Source organism: Pseudarthrobacter sp. LT1 (genome assembly GCF_035621795.1).
Classification (GTDB): Bacteria; Actinomycetota; Actinomycetes; order Actinomycetales; family Micrococcaceae; genus Arthrobacter.
This window is the reverse complement of record NZ_CP141830.1, coordinates 4,361,055-4,378,325: the sequence shown is the minus strand read 5'-3', so window position 1 is coordinate 4,378,325 and position 17,271 is coordinate 4,361,055. Positions and strand designations below refer to the sequence as shown.

Genomic DNA, 17,271 nt, shown 5'->3' with positions numbered 1-17,271 from the left:
CCTGGATCTGGTTCGTGTGCCTTTGGGTGCGCGGGACAGTTTTCATGGTTCTCTCGAGTGAGCTTGTTTTTGATCTTTGTGGTCAAGTTTTTAAGAGCACACGGTGGATGCCTTGGCATTAGGAGCCGAAGAAGGACGTAGGAATCTGCGATAAGCCTGGGGAGTCGATAACCGGACTGTGATCCCGGGGTGTCCGAATGGGGAAACCCCGCCAAGCGCGCGAGTGACTTGGTGACCCGTACCTGAACACATAGGGTGCGTGGGGGGAACGCGGGGAAGTGAAACATCTCAGTACCCGCAGGAAGAGAAAACAATAGTGATTCCGTTAGTAGTGGCGAGCGAACGCGGATCAGGCTAAACCGTTCCATGTGTGATAGCCGGCGGGCGTTGCATGGTCGGGGTTGTGGGACTTTCCATACCAGTTCTGCCGGGCTGGTGGGGTGTGATGTGCGCGCATAGGTGAACGGTTTTGAAAGGCCGGCCAGAGAGGGTGTTAGTCCCGTAACCGTAATGTGTTTGTACCGCCTGTGAGAGTATCCCAAGTAGTACGGGGCCCGAGAAATCCCGTGCGAATCTGTCAGGACCACCTGATAAGCCTAAATACTCCCTAATGACCGATAGCGGACCAGTACCGTGAGGGAAAGGTGAAAAGTACCCCGGGAGGGAGTGAAACAGTACCTGAAACCGTGTGCTTACAATCCGTCGGAGCCAGTCTGATTCTGGTGACGGCGTGCCTTTTGAAGAATGAGCCTGCGAGTTAGTGTTACGTCGCGAGGTTAACCCGTGTGGGGCAGCCGTAGCGAAAGCGAGTCTGAATAGGGCGTGTGAGTGGCGTGATCTAGACCCGAAGCGAAGTGATCTACCCATGGCCAGGTTGAAGCGACGGTAAGACGTCGTGGAGGACCGAACCCACTTCAGTTGAAAATGGAGGGGATGAGCTGTGGGTAGGGGTGAAAGGCCAATCAAACTTCGTGATAGCTGGTTCTCCCCGAAATGCATTTAGGTGCAGCGTTGCGTGTTTCTTGCTGGAGGTAGAGCTACTGGATGGCTAATGGGCCCTACAAGGTTACTGACGTCAGCCAAACTCCGAATGCCGGTAAGTGAGAGCGCAGCAGTGAGACTGTGGGGGATAAGCTTCATAGTCGAGAGGGAAACAGCCCAGACCACCAACTAAGGCCCCTAAGCGTGTGCTAAGTGGGAAAGGATGTGGAGTTGCCCAGACAACCAGGAGGTTGGCTTAGAAGCAGCCACCCTTAAAAGAGTGCGTAATAGCTCACTGGTCAAGTGATTCCGCGCCGACAATGTAGCGGGGCTCAAGTACACCGCCGAAGTTGTGGCATTCAGATATTTAGCTAAGCCCTTGTGGTTCAGGCGTCTGGATGGGTAGGGGAGCGTCGTGTGGGCGGTGAAGTCGCGGTGTAAACCAGCGGTGGAGCCTACACGAGTGAGAATGCAGGCATGAGTAGCGAAAGACGGGTGAGAAACCCGTCCGCCGAATGATCAAGGGTTCCAGGGTCAAGCTAATCTGCCCTGGGTAAGTCGGGACCTAAGGCGAGGCCGACAGGCGTAGTCGATGGACAACGGGTTGATATTCCCGTACCGGCGAAAAACCGTCCATGTTGAACAGGGGATACTAACCGCCCGAGACCTGCCCGACACCCCTTGTGGGTGAAGGGTTTTGGTGGAGCGCGGGACCTGATCCTGGGAGGCAAGCGTATTAACAGGTGTGACGCAGGAAGGTAGCCGAGCCGGGCGATGGTTGTCCCGGTCTAAGGATGTAGGGCGAGTGGTAGGCAAATCCGCCACTCATATGGCCTGAGATCTGATGGGACCCCCGTTTGGGGGATTTGGTGATCCTATGCTGCCGAGAAAAGCATCGACGCGAGGTTTTAGCCGCCCGTACCCCAAACCGACACAGGTGATCAGGTAGAGAATACTAAGGCGATCGAGAGAATTATGGTTAAGGAACTCGGCAAAATGCCCCCGTAACTTCGGGAGAAGGGGGGCCCCAACCTTGATCGGACTTCGCGTCCGGGAGGGGATCGGGGCCGCAGAGACCAGGGGGAAGCGACTGTTTACTAAAAACACAGGTCCGTGCGAAGTCGCAAGACGATGTATACGGACTGACTCCTGCCCGGTGCTGGAAGGTTAAGAGGACCGGTTAGCCTCACGGCGAAGCTGAGAATTTAAGCCCCAGTAAACGGCGGTGGTAACTATAACCATCCTAAGGTAGCGAAATTCCTTGTCGGGTAAGTTCCGACCTGCACGAATGGAGTAACGACTTCCCCGCTGTCTCAACCATAAACTCGGCGAAATTGCAGTACGAGTAAAGATGCTCGTTACGCGCAGCAGGACGGAAAGACCCCGAGACCTTTACTATAGTTTGGTATTGGTGTTCGGAGTGGCTTGTGTAGGATAGGTGGGAGACGTTGAAGCCCGGACGCCAGTTCGGGTGGAGTCATCGTTGAAATACCACTCTGGTCACTTTGGACATCTAACTTCGGCCCGTAATCCGGGTCAGGGACAGTGCCTGATGGGTAGTTTAACTGGGGCGGTTGCCTCCTAAAAAGTAACGGAGGCGCCCAAAGGTTCCCTCAGCCTGGTTGGCAATCAGGTGTCGAGTGTAAGTGCACAAGGGAGCTTGACTGTGAGAGAGACATCTCGAGCAGGGACGAAAGTCGGGACTAGTGATCCGGCGGTACATTGTGGAATGGCCGTCGCTCAACGGATAAAAGGTACCTCGGGGATAACAGGCTGATCTTGCCCAAGAGTCCATATCGACGGCATGGTTTGGCACCTCGATGTCGGCTCGTCGCATCCTGGGGCTGGAGTAGGTCCCAAGGGTTGGGCTGTTCGCCCATTAAAGCGGTACGCGAGCTGGGTTTAGAACGTCGTGAGACAGTTCGGTCCCTATCCGCTGCGCGCGCAGGAAATTTGAGAAGGGCTGTCCTTAGTACGAGAGGACCGGGACGGACGAACCTCTGGTGTGTCAGTTGTACTGCCAAGTGCACCGCTGATTAGCTACGTTCGGATGGGATAACCGCTGAAAGCATCTAAGCGGGAAGCTCGCTTCAAGATGAGATTTCCATACACATTATTGTGTGAGAGGCCCCCAGCCAGACCACTGGGTTGATAGGCCGGATGTGGAAGCGAGGACTAACGACTCGTGAAGCTGACCGGTACTAATAGGCCAATAACTTACACCACACAGATACATACAAAATTCTGCTTGCGTCCACTATGTGGTTCCCAACCAACAACCCCCCAACACGGGCACGGTAGGAACCAACACAACTACATACAACACCACAACGCTGTCCCTGGACAGCGAGTTGTAACCACAGATTTCCCACACCACCCCCCACACGGGTTGGTGACGGGTAGAAGGGTTACGGCGGTCATAGCGTGGGGGAAACGCCCGGTCCCATTCCGAACCCGGAAGCTAAGACCCACAGCGCCGATGGTACTGCACCCGGGAGGGTGTGGGAGAGTAGGTCACCGCCGGAACATCATTCATGGTCGAGGCCCCAACCACACACGGTTGGGGCCTCCCACATTTAACAAACAAAACACCGCACGCCGCGGGCCTTCGGGCCATTCACCCTGGCGGGCGGTGGCTGGGACGTGCCGGCCGCCGTCGTACGCACCTGTCAGCCAAGCGTGGCCCGCGGTGCTGCGGCATGTCCGTGATGGGTTGAGGAGGGTGAAAAGGCCCAAAGATTCGGTGATTAACCTCAAAAAATGGCGGAAACACGCGGAATTTGCGGCCCGGAACCGCCCAAGCTGGTAAGTTTTCGAACAGTGGCCTGCGCGCATGCCGTGTGCAGGCTCCAGAATCAGAACCGTCCAGGAGGACATCAATGGCTAAGAACCGTAGTGAACTTGTTGCAGAGGTAGCTGGCAAGGCCGGCACCAGCCAGGCTGCCGTCAACTCCGTCCTCGACGCACTGTTCGAGGTTTTCGAGACTTCTGTCGCCGCCGGCGAGAAGATCACCATCCCGGGCTGGCTCGCCGTCGAGCGCACCGACCGTGCAGCCCGCACCGGCCGCAACCCGCAGACCGGCGAAACCATCCAGATTGCAGCAGGCCACAGCGTCAAGCTGACCGCCGGCTCCAAGCTGAAGGCTGCAGTCTCCAAGAAGTAGAGCTTATTCCCGGCCGGTATGCAGCCGGCTGGAACAGGAGCGGCAACCCCACGGGTTGCCGCTCCTTGGCGTTTAACCCGGATTCGCTGCCCGGGCAGGCGTAGCGGACAATGGAATGGTGTCTTCTGCCGCAAAACCACGTTCCACCCCGCCCCAGACCAGTCCTGGCAAGGGAGCTGCGGTCCGGGACGCCGGAAACCGGGGGATCCCGGTGCCCTGGCAGCTGGCAGGCCTGGCAGCGCTCTTCCTGGGCCTCGCAGCAGCACTGATCTTCTCCGGTGCAGCAGCGGCCCGCAGCGTCGCCGACCCGGGAGCCCTGGTCCGCTGGGGGCTGCCCATCAGCAAGGCCATCCACAACGTGTCCCTGGCGACTGTTGTCGGCGGCCTGATCTTCGCCGTCGGCATCCTCCCGAAGAACCTTAAGAACCTAAACGCACGTGGCCGGGACCGGCAGACTCCCGCCGGCAGCGGGGCGCCCGAACATCCGGCGTTCACCCGCGCGCTGGCTGTGGCTGCCGCTGCGGGCGCAGTGTGGACCTTGTCCGCCATCGCGGTCCTGGTGCTCACCTACGCCGACGTGGCCGGTCAGGGGCTGTCCGGCGACCCCGCCTTTACGCAGGCCCTGGTCTATTTCATGACGGACATCGATACGGGCCGGGCCTGGCTCGCCGTCACCATCATTGCCGCAGTGGTGACAACCGCCCTGTTCGGCGTCCGGTCCCTCGGCGGCCTGGCCCTGACCCTCATCCTGGCCCTCATCGGCCTGGTGCCAACGGCCCTGATCGGCCACTCCTCCAGCTCGTCGGACCATGAGGGCGCCATCAACTCCCTCGGCCTGCACCTGGTGGGGGTCAGCACCTGGGTGGGCGGCATCATCATCCTGGCCCTGCTGTCCGGGATCCTGACAGGCAGCAAGCCGGGGGCAACAACAGACATCACCGAGCCCACGCTGCGCCGCTTCTCCACCCTGGCCGGCTTCGCTTTTATCCTGGTCTTCGCCTCCGGAATCATCAACGCCAGCATCCGCGTCACCAGCTGGTCGGATCTCTTCGGCTCCGCCTACGGGCAGCTGATCCTGGCCAAGACGGCAGCGGCAGTGGTCCTCGGCGGCATCGGCTTCATGCACCGGCAGTGGGTCATCCCGCAGCTGGGCCGCAAGGGGGCCACCATGTCTTCACGGCGGGTGCTGTGGCAATTGGTCCTGGCGGAGCTGCTGATCATGGGCGCCACGTCCGGCATCGCCGTGGCCCTGGGCCGTTCAGCCCCGCCGCAGCCGACGGAACTGGCGCCCAACGCCTCACCGGCCTTCATCCTCAGCGGTTACGAGCTGCCGCCTGAGCTCACCCCCGAACGCTGGCTCACCGAGTGGCGCCTGGACTGGATCTGGGTGGGCGTGGCCCTCTTCGGCCTGGTCACCTACTTCCTGGGCGTTGCCAAGGTCCGCCTGCGCGGAGACTCCTGGCAGTGGTTCCGGTCCGTGAACTGGGTCATCGGCCTGGTGGTGCTGACGTACATCACGTCCGGGCCGCCGTCGGTCTATGGCCGCATCCTGTTCTCCGCCCACATGGTGGACCATATGGCGCTGACCATGGTGGCCCCGATCTTCCTGGTGCTGGGCGCGCCGGTGACCCTGGCCCTGCGTGCCCTGCCCGCCCGCGGCGACGGCTCCCGCGGCTCCCGCGAGTGGATCCTGGTCTTCGTGCACTCGAAGTTCTCGCAGCTGGTCACCCACCCGCTGTTCGCGGCTGCCAACTTTGCCGGCTCCATCATCCTGTTCTACTACTCGGACCTGTTCGGCTTCGCCATGCGCGAGCACGTGGGCCACGAACTGATGAACCTGCACTTCCTGCTCACCGGATACATCTTCGTGCTGAGCATGATCGGCACGGACCCGCTGCCGCGCCGGGCCCCGTACCCCATGCGGCTGCTGCTCCTCCTGGCCACCATGGGCTTCCATGCCTTCTTCGGTGTGTCCATCATGGGCGGCACAGGCCTGATGGCAGCGGACTACTTCGGCAACCTGGGCCGTACCTGGGGGCCGTCGGCCCTTTTGGACCAGCAGGCCGGTGGCGCGGTGGCCTGGGGCATCGGCGAGGTGCCCACGCTCCTGGTGGCGATCGGCGTCGCCGTCATGTGGTCCAGGTCGGACCAGCGGGAGACCAAACGGGTGGACCGCGCGGCGGACAGGAATAACGACGCCGATCTGACCGCTTACAACGATATGTTTGCCAAATTGGCCGAACGCGACGCCAAGCTGGCTGAACGCAACAAGCTGGAAGGACGCTGATGAGCGAAACCGTACGCACCCATGCCCGGGTCCGGGCCTCCGAACTGGTGGGCCGCAACTGGCTGAACACCGGTGGCAAGTCCCTGGACCTCGAAGCCCTGCGCGGCAAGATCGTGCTCCTCGATTTCTGGACCTTCTGCTGCATCAACTGCCTGCACGTCCTCGATGAGCTGCGGCCGCTCGAGCAGCAGTACTCGGACGTGCTGGTCACCGTGGGAGTCCACTCGCCCAAGTTTGAACACGAGGCGGACCCGGTGGCGCTGGCGGCAGCCGTGGAGCGCTACGAGATCCACCACCCTGTCCTGGACGACCCCGAGCTGGACACCTGGAAGGCGTACACCGCCCGTGCCTGGCCCACCCTGGTGGTCATCGACCCTGAGGGCTACATCGTGGCGCACCTTTCCGGCGAAGGCCACGCGGACGGGCTCGCGGTGCTGATCCCCGAACTGATCGCCGAGCACGAGGCCAAGGGCACCCTGCACCGCGGCTCCGGCCCCTACGTGGCACCCGAGGCAACGTCCGGCACGCTGCGTTTCCCCGGCAAGGCACTCTTCCTGCCGCCAGGACGCGGGTCCACGGCTGGAACGGCCGACGGCGGCACGCCCGCAAGTGCAGCGGCTTCCGTTGCTGCGGAGAAGGGTTCCTGGCTGGTCACCGACACCGGCCACCACCGCCTGGTGGAACTCGGCACCGACTTCGAAACCGTCCTGGCCACCTTCGGCTCGGGCACCAAGGGCTACGCTGACGGACCCGCCGCGGGGGACACCGCCAGCGCCCAGTTCAACGAGCCCCAGGGCCTGGTCCTGCTCCCGGAAGACGTGGCAGCCAAGGCGGGCTACGACGTCGTGATTGCCGACTCGGTCAACCACCGCCTGCGTGGACTGTCGCTCACGGACGGCAAGGCCTCCACCCTGGCGGGCAACGGCATCCAGCGCCTGCTGGAAACCGGCCCGGCGCGTGTGGACGAGGAAGGCGCCGGCTTCAGTGGCTCGCTGGGCACTGACCCGCTGGATGTTGCGCTGAGCTCGCCGTGGGATGTTGTATGGTCGCGCAAGCTCAACGCGGTGGTGGTGGCCATGGCCGGCACGCACCAGATCTTCAGCTTCGACCCCGTCACCGGCGCCGTGTCGATCATCGCCGGCAACGGCTTGGAAGGGCTCCTCGACGGTCCCGCCCACGAGTCCTGGTTCGCCCAGTCCTCCGGCCTGGCCGAGGATGCGGACGGCAACATCTGGGTGGCGGATTCCGAGACCTCGGCGCTCCGCAAGCTGGTCATTGCCGACGATGCCTCCATCACCGTGGAGTCCGCCGTGGGCAAGGGCCTGTTCGACTTCGGCTTCCGCGACGGACCCGCCGCCGAAGCCCGCCTTCAGCACCCGCTTGGTGTGACCGTCCTGCCCGACGGCTCCGTGGCGATCGCTGACACCTACAACGGAGCCGTACGCCGCTACGACCCCGCGACCGGTACCGTGTCCACGCTGGCCCGTGGGCTTGCCGAGCCGTCCGACGTGATTGTGGACCACACCCAGTCCGCCGGTTCCGAGCCCCTCCTGGTGGTGGTCGAGGCCAACAAGCACCAGCTGGTGTACGTGCCCATCCCCAAGGAAGCGCAACAGGTGGATGAGGGTGCGTCCCAGACCCAGCGGCCCAAGAGCCCCGTGGCGCCCGGCACGCTGGACCTGACCGTGCGCTTCACGGCTCCCACCGGGCAGAAGCTCGATGACCGCTGGGGCGATCCCACGCAGCTGAAGATCTCCTCCACGCCGCCCGAGCTGCTGGTGGCCGGCGGCGGCACCTCGGTGGGCCTCCTCCGCACCCTGGAGCTGTCTGCGGACGTTCCCGAGGGCGTGCTGCACATTACCGCCCGCGCCGCGGCCTGCGACGGCCCCGAGACCGAGGACGGCGAGATCCCGGACCACGCCGCCTGCCACCTCTACCAGCAGGACTGGGGCATCCCCGTGGTCCTGCAGGCCGACGGCGACACCGAACTGGTCCTGGACCTCCGCGGGATGGACTGACCCGGCGAAGGTCCTGCCAAAAAAGGGCTGCTTCCCGTGGCTTCGCGTCACGGGAAGCAGCCTTTTGCGTTTGTGGCCTGCCGGCAATCCCGGAAATCCGGGGATGTCTTGCTCTGGAGGACCTAAAAGCGTGCTCTTAGTGACGACCTCGGCGCCCTCGATATCCACATGCCGCATGCACATGCTGTCAGCGGGGGCGCCGGAGTGGCCAGCATTGCCGCATGGATGTCCTCAAAGCCCTGGAAGTTTGCGGCGGAGCGGCGCGGAGACCTGCCCTTGCCCGGCTGGGTGTGGATGACGCCGCCCTTCGGCGGGCAATGCGGGCAGGAGTGCTGCAGCCCGACCGGGGGCTTTACGCGCTCCCGACGGCGCCTCCGGACCTGGTTGCCGTGCTGCGGAACCGCGAGTTGCTGACCTGTTCAAGCGCTGCGGCTGCCTACGATCTGTGGTCCCTGCCCTCCGACGGACGCCGCCACGTTCATCACCGCCGTCAAGAGGCAGTGAGCAGTGATGCAGTCCACCACGCCGGGCTGCTCCTGCCGCCCTCCCGGGTTCTGCCGGTGGCAGCCCTCGCCGATGTCCTGATACACGCCCTGCGTTGCCTGTCCTTCGCGGAGTCCTTGGTCATGGTGGAATGCGCGGTTTCTCGCGGGGAGATGACAGTTGACTTCCTGCGCCAGCGGTTGCCTGGAAAGCGGAACGGGAAGGCCAGAGCTGTCCTCGACTGGGTGGACAGCGGGGCGGACTCGCTTCTGGAGACGCTGGCCCGGACGTACTTCCGGCAGGCCGGAATCTCCGTGCAGGCGCAGGTGTACCTGGAAAGGGTTGGGTATGTCGATCTGCTGCTGGACGGCTGGCTGGTGGTGGAACTGGATGGACGGCATCACGCCGAGTGGAAACAGGTCCAGAAGGATCACCGCCGGAACAACGAGTCGGCCATCCAGGGCTAGACGGCCCTGCGGTATTACTACACGGACGTGGTGTACCGGCCCCAGGAGATGGTGCAGCAGGTACTTGCCGTTCTCAGGGGGCGACGGTAGTCCAACGGTGACGTCACGCGGAGCACGCTTTCGGACAGCCGGAAGCGGCCGGAACCCGCGAAATCGAGGGCCGTGGCACCATACTCTGCTGAAAGCCTGCCCTGCGTGACGCGCACGGCAGACCCCGACGGCTAGAAGCTCAGCTGCGGGGTGACCTTGACCGCGTCACCGGATACGTCCAGACGGGTGGTGAAGCTGAAGTCCACCTCGGCGTCCAGCGGGTACCAGGCCCCGGTGAAGGCGTTCTGCTGGAGCGCTTCAACCTTGGCCTTGCCGTCCAGCGGCGACACCACCCACCGGCCGTCGAACGGCTCCACCGATACCCCCGGATATTCGGTGACGGTCCAGCGGATACTGCCGTCCTGGACCCGGTTGTTGCTGGCGTAATAGAAGGGGCAGTCCGGCTGGAGCTTCTGTTCCTTCACGGCCTCGGCCGCGCAGCCGTCCAGGAATTCCCTGACCTTGGCGGCCACATCGTTCTTCAGCTTGTCCGTGGCCTGGGTCAGCAGGTTCAGCGGTGCCACCGGGGCGTCCTTGGCGGTGACCGTGGCACGCGTGGCGGGAGCAGAGAAGTACTGCCCATCCAGGGAGGCCTCGTACTCGCCGGGGTAGAACACGGCGAAGGAATTGCGGCCGTTGGGCATGTTCACGGGAACGCCGTTCACCACTGCCTCGTTGCCGTTGACCACGGTGATATCAACGGTGGGCAGCCGTGACGGGACGAATGCCCATGTGTTGAAGAACAGCCACTCGGTACCGGTCTTCTGCAGCAGGAATTCGGTGTGCAGCCGGCTGCCGTCGATGGTGTATTCCATGGGCACCATGACCTGGTTCCCCGGGCGTTCCTGCGGGTCCCCGATGGAGACATTGGTGACGCGGGACGCAGCGGTCTGCAACCCGCTGCCGTCCAGCATGGCGGCGTTGCTGGGCGGAACTGCGGCCCGCAGGATCCCCAGTGCACGCCCGCCGTCCCCGCTCCTGAGCGCGTCCAGGTACTCCCTGACCGGCTGCTGCGGACTGGCCACGGTATTGTTCACCACGTTGATGGCCACAATGGCTGCGGCGACGGCAAGCATGAGGCCCAGCAGCCATCCGGCCGCGATCCTCACCAACGCTTGACTCATCTGCACGTTCTACACAGTAACGTCAGTGCGGACGCACTCTAAAGTTGGTGTCCCCCTAATCCGGCGGACACCACCTACGTAACGCCCGACGGCGGCACGCGGGGACAGCCTCAACAGGAGCCTTTGGCTGCGGCCCGGGACACCAGTGGCAGGGTCAGCGGCGGCGGCGCCGGGACGAGGTTCCGAACACTCCGCGGAGCAGTTCGCGGCCCAGCTGCGTCCCCATGGACCGCGCCATGCTCTTCAGTCCGCCGCCCAGGGCGCCGCCGAGAACTCCGCCAAGATCACCCATCATGCCGCCCGGCTGCGGCTGCGGCTGCGGCTGCGGCTCCGGCTGGCGGGGCTGGGACTGGCGCGTCCGGGGCGCCTTGGCCCGCGGCTTGGACTCGGATGCCCGCGGTTCGTCGTATTGGGGCTCAGGGTATTGGGGTTCGGGTGCCTGCGCGGGCCTGCTGCTGGGCCTGCCCAGGATCTCCTCCTCGATCCGGCGCGCCTCGGCGTCAACGTCGTACGCGCCGGGAGTACCCGAAGTACCGGCGGAAGGTGCCCCGGTGCCAGGCACGCCGGCAGGAGGTGCAGATGCCGCCGGTCCTGTGGGCGCCGCGGCCTTGCCATTGAGTTTTTCGTAGGCGGAGGGGTTGTCCACCGCAGTTCCGTACTTGCCCAGCAGCGCCGAACCCGCCACCGTGCTGCGGACCAGGGCGTCCTCGCTGGGGCCCATGACGGATTCCGGGGCCCGCAGCCGGGTGAGCGCCACCGGAGTGGGTGCGCCCTTTTCGTTCATGACGGTGATGACGGCCTCGCCGATGCCCGCCGAGGTCAGCGTCTCTTCCAGGTCGTAGTCGCTGAGGGGGAAGGTGGACACCGTGGCCTTGAGGGCCTTGGCGTCCTCGGGGGTGAAGGCGCGCAGGGCGTGCTGGACCCGGTTGGCCAGCTGCCCCAGGACGTCGGCGGGAACATCCTTGGGAGTCTGGGTGACGAAGAAGATGCCCACGCCCTTGGACCGGATCAGCCGGACGGTGGTGGTGATGGCGTCCAGGAAAGCCTTGGAGGCGCCGTTGAACAGCAGGTGGGCCTCGTCGAGGAAGAACACCAGCTTGGGCTTGTCCAGGTCGCCGGCCTCGGGCAGGTCCTCGAACAGGTCTGCCAGCAGCCACATCAGGAAGGTGGAGAACAGCATGGGCTTGGTCTGCAGGGTGGGCAGTTCCAGGCAGGTAACCACGCCGCGGCCGTCGGGGGCGGTGCGCAGCAGTTCCGCGGTGTCGAACTCCGGTTCGCCGAAGAACTTCTCCAGCCCCTGCGCTTCCAGGTTCACGATCTCCCGCAGGATCACGCCGGCGGTCGCCTTGGACAGCCCACCGAGTTCCTCAAGCTTGTCCTTGCCCTCGTCCGAGGTGAGGAACTGGATGACGGCCCGGAGGTCCTTGAGGTCGATCAGCTCCAGGCCGTTCTTGTCCGCAAAGTAGAACACCAGCTGAAGACTGGACTCCTGGGTGTCATTCAGTTCCATGATCCGGGAGAGCAGGATGGGCCCGAACGAGGTCACGGTGGCGCGGACCGGGACGCCGTTGCCGTCGCCGCCCAGCGCGAGGAATTCCACCGGGAACGTCTTCCCCTGCCACGCCTGGCCGACGCTGTCCGCGCGGGCCCTGAGTTTGTCGCTGCCGACGGCGGCCGTCGCCAGGCCGGAAAGGTCACCTTTGATGTCGGCCAGGAACACGGGCACACCTGCCGTGGACAGCTGCTCGGCCATCATGTGCAGCGTGACGGTCTTGCCTGTACCGGTGGCGCCGGCCACCAGCCCGTGCCGGTTCATCATGGCCAGCGGCAGCCGCACCGGCGCGTCCTTGTGGAGCTCGCCGTCGATGATGGCGGCTCCCAGTTCGATGGTGGCGCCTTCCAGCGTGTAGCCCTGCTGGATGGTGGCAAGCTTCTCTGCTGTGGTTTTGGTGGCCATGGCGCTAGCTTAGCGGCGGCTGACCCTCCTGGGGCGGCATCCTGGCGGGTCAGTCCTGCCGTGGGTTCCCGTGGTCAGGGGTGAGGTCCTTGGTGAACGCCAGCGGGCCGATGGTTTCCGGGTCTGCGTCCAGGTCGAACTGCGCCTGGTATCCCGTGGTGAGGTACAGGTGCTTGGCTTCCGGCTGCCGTGGCCCCGTGGTCAGGTACAGCCGGGTGTAGCCGCGGGCTGCGGCGAGGGCTTCGAGTTCGGCCAGCACCAGGCGTCCCAGGCCACGACGGCGATGGGCCGAGTGTGTCCAGATCCGCTTTAGTTCCGCGGTGGTTTCGTCATAGCGGCGGAACGCACCCCCGGCGATCGACTCGCCGTCCTCCTGGACCACCAGGAGCGCGCCGTGCGGCTCCTCGAATTCCGCCGCGGGGTAGCGGTTCAGCTCGTCCGCGGCAGCGGTGCGCCCAAACAGGTCTCCGTAGCGGGTGTCATATTCGACGGCGAGCTCGTCCAGGAGCGGCCGGACCCGGGGATCATCCATGGGCAGGCTGAGGACCGAGAGCCTGGCGGGATCGAGGGGGCGGGGCTTGAGCCCGGGTTCTGCGGTCATGGTGCTGGCCCTTTCCGATGGCGGCTGGTTCTGGAGTTGTTTTGTCCTGCGCGGTGGCCACATTGGCAGGTGGGTCCTGGGCGGCGATGTCCCGGGCAACACCGAGGATGCTCCGGGCCAGGGCGTCATTTTCCCGGAAGGGCGCCGCGTTGGTGTTGGGCCTGGCAAAGGCGCCGGCACCCCAGCCGGATGTTCCGGGCCCGACGCCGAAGAGGGTGGCGTGGGCGCGGCCTTCCGCGTCCACCAGGTGGTGCCCGGAGGAGACCAGCAGCTTCCCGGTGGAATGGATGCCGTCAGAGGTCAGCAGTTGCTGCTCGCTGCCCAGCCCGCCGTCATACAGCGAAGAAAGCACCGGGTTGAGGGAGCGGGCCACCGACGTGGACGGCAGCCGCGCCTCGATCAGCGCGGTGGCGGAAACCGAAACACCGGACTGCGGGGACGTGGCGCGGAAGGTGCCGCTGGTGTCGTCGGTGGATACCTCCAGGCCGGGGCCGAGGAACTGCAGCAGACCGGCCCGGTGCAGCGCCAGCATCTGGCGGAGGCGGTGCGGCGGCGGACCGGAGTCCACGAAGCTGAAGAAGCCATGCCACCAGCCGTGAATGACCTGCTGGGACTTCGCGTTGAGGCGCTCCGCGGGAACCACGCGCCCCACCTCCATGTATACGTGCAGGAGGGCCAGGAACAGGGCCAGGGTTTCCGGATGGTCCGGGCTGTCGCGCAAAGAGAGATCGGTCTCGATGTATCGGGCCACCGCGTCCTGCAGCTCCCGGTGCCCGGCAAAGTGGACACCATTGAAGGGCCGGTCCAGCCGTTCCAGGTCCAGGTGCAGGCCCCGGTCCGGCACGGCAGCCGCTACGAGGTCCACGCGCTTGCCGCTGTACCAGTCCACCTCTGCGTAACGGGCGGCAAAGACTTCCCATTCCATGGCCGCGCGCTCCGGGCTGCCGGTCAGGAGTTCCCGGTAGTAGTAGTATCCGGCTTCCTTGGCGATGAGCGGCCAGAGGTGCTGCCGGAAGTCCAGCTCGCCGTGCTGCTGCAGCAACTCCTGGACGGCATCCGCGGTGAAGAACCGCAGCGGCCCCGGAGCCTGGCCGCGCAGGGAGGTGGAAATCTTGGAGTGGTACGGCACGCCGCGGCGCGACCCTGCCCACAGCCGTGGTTCCCGTCCGGACGGAAGGTAGCGCAGCCCGCCGTCGTGCGTTTCCTCGAACCTGCCGCCGCGCTCCTCCATGAGGAGGACCAGCAGGTCAACGAACGCCAGGCCCATCCCGGCGACGATCACGTCCTGTCCGGGGGCGATCGGGGAGTAGTCGACGTCGGTGGTGTAGCCGGGTGCCGCGTGGTAGCCGCCGTGCCGGGCGGCGAAGTCCGAGAACCCGGCGGAGACGGCGTCAGGGCGGGAGTCCGTGTGCCCCAGCGCGGTGACGACGATGTCCGCGTGCAGGGTCCGGCCATTGGCCAGCTCTACCTCATGGCCGCCGTCCACAGCGGTAATGCCGAGGGCGGTGGTCCGGTGGACCGTCACGCTGCGGCCCAGCGATCTGGCAGCCCGGCGGAAGAACCACTCCAGGTACTGGCTCTGCAGCTGGCGGGTGGGGAAGGTGGTGCCGGTCAGCGCGCGGAGCTGGTCCCACAGCTGCTGCGGGAAGTCCGGCACGTCGATGATGGTGTTATCCAGGACGCCGGCGGCCCATTCGCCTAGGCCCGGCCCCGGTGCCGCCGGGCCGGCGCAGTTTACGGACGCGTCCGTGAACATGGTGATGTCCGCCGCCATGGAGTTCAGCAGGAGGCCGGGGTCCTGGTCGTACCGCCAGATGCGGCCCGAGCCCGGGAGGTGCGGTTCCACCACATGGATCTGCAGCGGGCCCGCGAAGACGTCAGGCCGGTTGGCCGCGATCCGTTCCAGCACACCGGCCGTGCGCGGTCCGCCGCCAATGAAGACGATGGCCGGGATGGTGGCTGGCATGGGTGCTCCTGACGGCGGGGGCTGGATTGAGTGCCCATGCTAGGCAGCCGTGGCGACGGCGGTCGAGCGCCTGGTCACGGCCGTTAACTCCGCGTCACGGCGCGTTACCGGACGCAAAAAACCGACTCATGACGCCGTACGAAGCCCCGTGAACTATTGCAACCTGGCGCCTTGCTGGCCAGTTCCGGCCGGTCCTAGATTTGCAGCCAGCAAGGGGCCGCACGGTCCCACCCGGGGCAACAGCCCAACCGGATCCCACGACGAGAAGCGAGGTGGCACATGAGTTCAGCAGCAACGACGGTGGCGCAGTCACAACAGCCGCAGCCGGCACCGCCGGCGGAAACGCCACCGAAAACCGGGCGGCCAGAAGACGGGGCGGCCGCCCGGCAGGCTCCGGACTACTCGTCCTACCGGGTAGTGGCAGCAAAGCATCCGTGGCGCTGGGTGGGGACCGCCGTCGTCGCGCTCGGCGTCCTGGCCGTGGCCTGGTCCCTGGCCACCAACCCGCGCTGGGAGTGGGGCGTGGTGGCGCAGTGGTTCACCGCCCAGTCCGTGGTCACCGGGCTGGTGGAAACCCTCAAGCTCACCGCCATTTCCGGCATCCTGGGGTTCGTGCTCGGCTTCATCCTGGCCCTGATGCGGCTCTCCGCGTCGCCGCTGCTGGTCTCCGTGTCCTGGACGTTCTCCTGGATCTTCCGGTCCACGCCGCTGCTGGTGCAGATGCTCCTTTGGTACAACCTGGGCTACCTGTACGAGAAGATCAGCCTGGGAATCCCGTTCACCGATGTCCGCTTCTTCGAGGTCCAGACCACCACACTGATCAGCCAGTTCGCGGCAGCAGTGCTGGGGCTGACCCTGAACCAGGCGGCGTACTCGGCGGAGATCATCCGCGGCGGCATCCTCTCCGTGGACCAGGGCCAGCTGGAAGCCGCGGCCGCCCTGGGCATCCCGGCCTGGCGCCGCTCCACCCGGATCGTCCTGCCGCAGGCCATGCGCGCCATCCTGCCCACCGCGTTCAACGAGATCATCGGCCTGGTCAAGGGCACCTCGATCGTCTACGTCCTGGCCTACTCCGAGCTGTTCTACACGGTGCAGGTGATCTACAACCGCACGCAGCAGGTCCTGCCGCTGCTGCTGGTGGCTACCCTCTGGTACATCGTGATCACCTCCGTGCTGAGCGTTTTCCAGTACTACATCGAACGGCACTACTCCAAGGGCGCGGTGCGGAACCTGCCGCTGACGCCCCTGCAGAAGGCCCGCAAATTCTTCGCCACCCACGCGGCCGTCCCCACCCGGAGGAACTTCTGATGACTGAGACCCTTACCGCCCCCGCCGCCACCCGCGGCCTGGTGGAGATCACCGGCGTCCGCAAATCCTTCGGAACCACCGAAGTCCTCAAAGGCGTCAGCCTCACGGTGGAACCCGGGGGAGTGGCCGTGATCGTGGGCCCCTCCGGGTCCGGCAAGTCCACCCTGCTGCGCACCATCAACCACCTGGAAAAGGTGGACGGCGGCCACATCACCATCGACGGGCAGTTGGTGGGCTATGAGGTCCGGGGCGACCGGCTGCACGAACTGCGCGAAAAGGAGATCCTGAAACAGCGCACCGAAATCGGCATGGTGTTCCAGAACTTCAACCTGTTCCCGCATCTGACCGCGCTGGAGAACGTGGCGGAAGCGCCCGTCGTCGCGCACCAGCCCGGCAAGGCACGGCGCTCCAAAGCGGAAGCCCGCAGCCGCGGCCTGGAACTGCTGGACCGGGTGGGCCTCAAGGACCGGGCTGACGCCTACCCGCGCCAGCTCTCCGGCGGCCAGCAGCAGCGCGTGGCGATTGCCCGGGCGCTGGCCCTGGACCCCAAGATCCTGCTGTTCGACGAGCCCACCTCCGCCCTTGACCCGGAGCTGGTCAACGAGGTTCTGGACGTCATCCGCGAGCTCGCCAAGTCCGGCACCACCCTGATCATCGTCACCCACGAGATGGGCTTTGCCCGCGACGTGGCGGACACCGTGGTGTTCATGGACCAGGGCCAGATCGTGGAACAGGGCACCCCGCAGGACATCTTCAGCAACCCCCAGGAACCGCGCACCCGGAGCTTCTTCTCCAAGGTGCTCGAACCGGCCTTCAACATCTAAG

General features: G+C 65.0%; 10 protein-coding genes and 2 rRNA genes. 8 read left to right on the top strand and 4 right to left on the bottom strand.

The genetic code is table 11. The features are described 5' to 3' along the window. Positions 1-80 precede the first annotated feature (80 nt). The 6 genes from VIK36_RS20520 to VIK36_RS20495 all read left to right on the top strand — a co-directional run bounded on the left by VIK36_RS20520 (position 81) and on the right by VIK36_RS20495 (position 9,400). Positions 81-3,207, top strand: a 23S ribosomal RNA gene (locus VIK36_RS20520). A gap of 183 nt (positions 3,208-3,390) precedes the next feature. After that, positions 3,391-3,507 (top strand): 5S ribosomal RNA (rrf, locus tag VIK36_RS20515). Positions 3,508-3,860: 353 nt separating this feature from the next. Then, the gene (locus tag VIK36_RS20510) at positions 3,861-4,145 is read left to right on the top strand and encodes an HU family DNA-binding protein (RefSeq protein WP_011693739.1); all 285 of its coding nucleotides are present in this window, start codon (positions 3,861-3,863) and stop codon (positions 4,143-4,145) included. A gap of 115 nt (positions 4,146-4,260) precedes the next feature. Beyond that, complete coding sequence (locus tag VIK36_RS20505) at positions 4,261-6,432, top strand: cytochrome c oxidase assembly protein (RefSeq protein ID WP_324643445.1); 2,172 nt, start codon at positions 4,261-4,263, stop codon at positions 6,430-6,432. Further along, entirely contained in the window at positions 6,432-8,450 is a 2,019-nt protein-coding gene (locus VIK36_RS20500; protein WP_324643444.1) for an NHL domain-containing thioredoxin family protein, read from the top strand. Before VIK36_RS20505 ends, VIK36_RS20500 begins: the two co-directional genes overlap by 1 nt. Positions 8,451-8,671: 221 nt before the next feature. Then, entirely contained in the window at positions 8,672-9,400 is a 729-nt protein-coding gene (locus tag VIK36_RS20495) for a hypothetical protein (RefSeq protein ID WP_324643443.1), read from the top strand. A 221-nt stretch (positions 9,401-9,621) separates the two neighbouring features. Here VIK36_RS20495 and VIK36_RS20490 read toward each other — a convergent pair whose 3' ends face one another. From VIK36_RS20490 to VIK36_RS20475, 4 genes are all read right to left on the bottom strand, one after another. Beyond that, a complete protein-coding gene (locus tag VIK36_RS20490) occupies positions 9,622-10,614 on the bottom strand; it encodes a hypothetical protein (RefSeq protein ID WP_255173626.1) in 993 nt (330 codons plus the stop codon). A gap of 154 nt (positions 10,615-10,768) precedes the next feature. Then, positions 10,769-12,571, bottom strand: a complete 1,803-nt coding sequence (locus VIK36_RS20485; RefSeq protein ID WP_324643441.1) for a helicase HerA-like domain-containing protein — start codon at positions 12,569-12,571, stop codon at positions 10,769-10,771. Positions 12,572-12,620: 49 nt separating this feature from the next. Next, positions 12,621-13,172: a GNAT family N-acetyltransferase gene (locus tag VIK36_RS20480; RefSeq protein WP_324643440.1), complete on the bottom strand. Its 552-nt coding sequence runs from the start codon at positions 13,170-13,172 to the stop codon at positions 12,621-12,623. Continuing rightward, positions 13,096-15,138 carry an FAD/NAD(P)-binding protein gene (locus VIK36_RS20475; protein WP_324643439.1) on the bottom strand — a complete coding sequence of 681 codons (2,043 nt, stop codon included), beginning with the start codon at positions 15,136-15,138 and terminating at the stop codon, positions 13,096-13,098. The genes VIK36_RS20480 and VIK36_RS20475 overlap by 77 nt, the downstream gene beginning before the upstream one ends. Positions 15,139-15,417: 279 nt before the next feature. Here VIK36_RS20475 and VIK36_RS20470 point away from each other — a divergent pair, with 279 nt between their 5' ends. Further along, positions 15,418-16,446: an amino acid ABC transporter permease gene (locus VIK36_RS20470; protein WP_324643438.1), complete on the top strand. Its 1,029-nt coding sequence runs from the start codon at positions 15,418-15,420 to the stop codon at positions 16,444-16,446. Beyond that, positions 16,446-17,270 carry an amino acid ABC transporter ATP-binding protein gene (locus VIK36_RS20465; RefSeq protein ID WP_324643436.1) on the top strand — a complete coding sequence of 275 codons (825 nt, stop codon included), beginning with the start codon at positions 16,446-16,448 and terminating at the stop codon, positions 17,268-17,270. Before VIK36_RS20470 ends, VIK36_RS20465 begins: the two co-directional genes overlap by 1 nt. The last annotated feature ends 1 nt before the right edge of the window (position 17,271 follow it).

Excerpts from the sequence above, each read along its gene's own strand:
- VIK36_RS20510 (WP_011693739.1), top strand. The coding sequence starts at position 3,861 with ATGGCTAAGAACCGTAGTGAACTTGTTGCAGAGGTAGCTGGCAAGGCC.
- VIK36_RS20505 (WP_324643445.1), top strand. The coding sequence starts at position 4,261 with ATGGTGTCTTCTGCCGCAAAACCACGTTCCACCCCGCCCCAGACCAGT.
- VIK36_RS20500 (WP_324643444.1), top strand. The coding sequence starts at position 6,432 with ATGAGCGAAACCGTACGCACCCATGCCCGGGTCCGGGCCTCCGAACTG.
- VIK36_RS20495 (WP_324643443.1), top strand. The coding sequence starts at position 8,672 with ATGGATGTCCTCAAAGCCCTGGAAGTTTGCGGCGGAGCGGCGCGGAGA.
- VIK36_RS20490 (WP_255173626.1), bottom strand. The coding sequence starts at position 10,614 with ATGAGTCAAGCGTTGGTGAGGATCGCGGCCGGATGGCTGCTGGGCCTC.
- VIK36_RS20485 (WP_324643441.1), bottom strand. The coding sequence starts at position 12,571 with ATGGCCACCAAAACCACAGCAGAGAAGCTTGCCACCATCCAGCAGGGC.
- VIK36_RS20480 (WP_324643440.1), bottom strand. The coding sequence starts at position 13,172 with ATGACCGCAGAACCCGGGCTCAAGCCCCGCCCCCTCGATCCCGCCAGG.
- VIK36_RS20475 (WP_324643439.1), bottom strand. The coding sequence starts at position 15,138 with ATGCCAGCCACCATCCCGGCCATCGTCTTCATTGGCGGCGGACCGCGC.
- VIK36_RS20470 (WP_324643438.1), top strand. The coding sequence starts at position 15,418 with ATGAGTTCAGCAGCAACGACGGTGGCGCAGTCACAACAGCCGCAGCCG.
- VIK36_RS20465 (WP_324643436.1), top strand. The coding sequence starts at position 16,446 with ATGACTGAGACCCTTACCGCCCCCGCCGCCACCCGCGGCCTGGTGGAG.